Source organism: Thermogemmatispora sp., from assembly GCF_019683755.1.
Classification (GTDB): Bacteria; Chloroflexota; Ktedonobacteria; order Ktedonobacterales; family Ktedonobacteraceae; genus Thermogemmatispora.
In genome coordinates this window covers 1-3,195 of the sequence record NZ_JADGHT010000444.1, presented here as the reverse complement: position 1 = coordinate 3,195, position 3,195 = coordinate 1, and the positions used below count along the sequence as shown (strand labels likewise).

3 protein-coding genes are annotated in these 3,195 nt (G+C 60.7%); 2 read left to right on the top strand and 1 reads right to left on the bottom strand.

Annotated elements, in window-relative coordinates; all coding sequences use genetic code 11:
• Window positions 1-217 precede the first annotated feature (217 nt).
• Window positions 218-1,162, top strand: a complete 945-nt coding sequence (locus IRZ24_RS18535; protein ID WP_297167652.1) for an MBL fold metallo-hydrolase — start codon at window positions 218-220, stop codon at window positions 1,160-1,162.
• Window positions 1,163-1,331: 169 nt separating this feature from the next.
• The gene (locus IRZ24_RS18530) at window positions 1,332-2,360 is read left to right on the top strand and encodes a fumarylacetoacetate hydrolase family protein (protein WP_297167649.1); all 1,029 of its coding nucleotides are present in this window, start codon (window positions 1,332-1,334) and stop codon (window positions 2,358-2,360) included.
• A 131-nt stretch (window positions 2,361-2,491) separates the two neighbouring features.
• Here IRZ24_RS18530 and IRZ24_RS18525 read toward each other — a convergent pair whose 3' ends face one another.
• Window positions 2,492-3,136 (bottom strand): hypothetical protein, encoded by a 645-nt coding sequence (locus IRZ24_RS18525; RefSeq protein WP_297167646.1) that lies wholly within the window; start codon window positions 3,134-3,136, stop codon window positions 2,492-2,494.
• Window positions 3,137-3,195: the final 59 nt, after the last annotated feature.

The following is a 3,195-nucleotide window of genomic DNA, read 5'->3' as shown; positions in this document are numbered from 1 at the left end:
ACAATGACCTTTGCCAGCGCGTGAGGGAGGCCAGAGGAGAGAGAGAGGGGAGAACTCCCCTCCTCAAAGCGGAGGAGACGTGCGATACTGTATCAGTGTGCCAGAACAACGAGAGAGACATCCAACGAATGGCCAGACCCAATCTTGGGCGAACACTGTAACGTGCTGACAGCTCTGACAGCTCCTCGCCCACTCACAAGGGAGGAAAGAGAAAGACATGGCAAGCTTCGCCTACACCCGCGGACTACACGATCTTGGCAACGACCTGTACGCCTATCTCCAGCCGCCTGGCACCTGGGGCCTGAGCAATGCCGGTCTCATTGTTGATGGTCAAGCCACGCTCCTCGTCGACACCCTGTTTGACCTGAAGCTGACCGGTGAGATGCTGGAGACCATGAAGCGGGCCGTTCCAGCGGCCTCCCAGATTGACACCGTCGTTAACACCCATGCCAACGGAGACCACTGCTACGGCAACCAGTTAGTTGCCAATGCCCAGATCATCGCCTCCGAGCAAGCCGCCATCGAGATGCAAGAAGATCCGCCCGAGCGCCTGCGCACGCTGCTCTCCCAAACCGCCAACCTGCCGCAACTACAGCGCTTCCTGCAACGGGCCTTTGGCGCCTTCGACTTCAGCAACATTACCCTGACCCTGCCAACGCGCACCTTCAGCGGTGAGCTAACCCTGCACGTCGGCAGCAAAGAGGTGCGCCTGATCGAAGTCGGGCCAGCCCACACCCGCGGCGACATCATCGTCTACGTCCCCAGCGAGCGCGTGGTCTTCAGCGGCGATATTCTCTTTATCGGCGGCCATCCCATCATGTGGGCCGGTCCCACCGCTAACTGGCTGCGCGCCTGCGACCTGATCCTGCAGCTTGACCCTGAAATCATCGTACCGGGCCACGGCCCTATCACAGACCAGCAGGGCGTCAAGGAAGTCAAAGGCTACTTGCAATACATCTACGATGAGGCCCGCAGGCGCTACGAAGCTGGCATGTCGGCCCTGGAGGCGGCGCGCGATATTCCCCTGGACCGCTACGCCACCTGGACCGACGGCGAGCGCATCGTCGCGAATGTCGCCGCCATGTACCGCGAATTCAGCGGTGACCAGAGCCAGCCAGAAAAGCCCCTACTCTTCGCCAGCATGGCCGCACTAGCCTCCTGATGTTCGGCGCAGGGCAGAGCCTCGCCCTCTCTCCTGCGCTACTATGCAGTCAGAAGCAGCTTGTGAAGCAAGAGAGGAGGCACCTGGCATAACAAGCCAGGACTGGAGAGTCGTCTTGTCTAGTAGCGTCTCCCGGCCTCCAAGCCGGGAGTACACCAAGCAAGCACCTATGAAACTGGTAACCTACGTACTCGATCCTAACACGCCGCGCGAAGAGGGACGGGCCGGCGTTCTGCTCAACGATCTTGTGCTCGACCTGGCGGTCCTTGGCCATTGGGCAGCCCAGCGCGAGGCAGCCTTTGCGCGCCTTAGCGCGAACCAGGAAGCGCCGCTTCCTGGGACGCTGCTGGCCCTGCTTCGGCAAGGGGCAGCGGCCTGGGAACGGCTACGGGCCGCGCTAGAGCTGGCGGCGCAGGAGGAGCCGACGCAGCTTCAACATCAGCAGGGTTTAGCCTTCCGCCTCGAAGAGGTCCACCTGCGTCCGCCCATTCCCGACCCGCCAACTATTCGCGACTTCTTCGCCTTCGAAGCCCACGTACGTAACGCCCGCGCCCGCAGCGGCCTGGAGGTTCCTGCCCAATGGTATCAGATCCCTGTGTTCTATTTCTCCAACACCTCAGCCCTCTACGGACATGAGGAAGCCATTCCCTACCCGCGCCTGAGCCAGGCACTGGACTACGAGCTAGAGATTGCCGCAGTCATCGGGCGCGCGGGCCAGGATATCCCTGCCGAGCAAGCTTCAGACTACATTGCAGGCTACATGATCATGAATGACTGGAGCGCGCGCGATCTCCAACTGCAAGAAATGGCCGTCCAGCTCGGACCGGCCAAAGGCAAAGACTTCGCCACCTCCTTTGGTCCCTGGCTCGTCACCCCCGACGAACTGCAACCCTACCGTCGCGGCAGCGGCGCTGACGAGCGCTTCGACCTGCCCATGCGCGCCCGCGTCAATGGAGTCCTCCTTACCGAAGCCAATTTTCAAGAAATCTACTATACCTTTCCTCAGATGATCGAGCGCGCCTCACAGCACGTCCGCTTGCGCCCCGGCGACATCCTTGGCTCCGGCACCTGCGGAGGCGGCTGCCTGCTCGAATTAGGCCAGGAACGCCACCGCTGGCTGACTGTGGGTGACGTAGTTGAGCTGGAAGTCGAGGGACTGGGTCGCCTGCGCAATACCATCAGCGGCGCCACTGCCTGAGCTTGCTCGCCAGCCCAACGCCACCGGCAGAACGTATCAAAGCAGCAAGGAGCGAAGGCTTAGCCTGGAAACCCTCACCTTCGCTCCCCCTGCTTGTCCTTAAAGGAGATCCGAGGAAAAGCGGCGGCTGTTCACTCTCTTCCTGCCTCGCCCCCCAACGAGCTGGCTCCGCCCTCCTGCGGCGGAAGCTGGTGCCCTCCAGACTCTCGATTAGTCGCCGTCGAACTGGAAGCACTCGAAGAGCGGCGCCCCTCCTCACCAGAGAGGGACCGCTCTTCTGCCAACTCTTCCAGCACCCGATCACGCCGCCTCTGATCACTAATGGCCCTTGTCAGATGCAAACTGAGACAGATGCGCTCAATCTCCAGCGTCGTCAGACGCAGCGCCTCCAGCCGCTTACCCAGATCCTCCCGCTCGCTGCTCTTGACCTGAATGAGCTTCCCTATCAGGCTCACCAGCAGCGTTGCCACTGAGAGAATAGAGCCACCCACAACGGAGGCGCGAAACATAATGATCAGCGCCAGGATCACGCAGAGCCAGACAATGACTCGAGTTTCATAAAAGATGATGCGATTAGCGCGACGCAGCTCTTCATAGTCTGACTTCAGCAACTGATAGAAATCAGCCAGATGGTCGGGAAAGTATGCCAACGGCTCCGAGGGGGGATCAACTGTCTTGGAATGAGTCTGACGCCGCCTGGTACGGCGAGATGTGCCCTCTGGACCTTCAGCTCCCTCAGATGCCCCTGCTCCCTGCTCAGCCGAGCGATCACGCATACTAGCCCCCCAACCCGGCACAGGATCGCTTGCAACACATATATTAGTTTATTCTACAG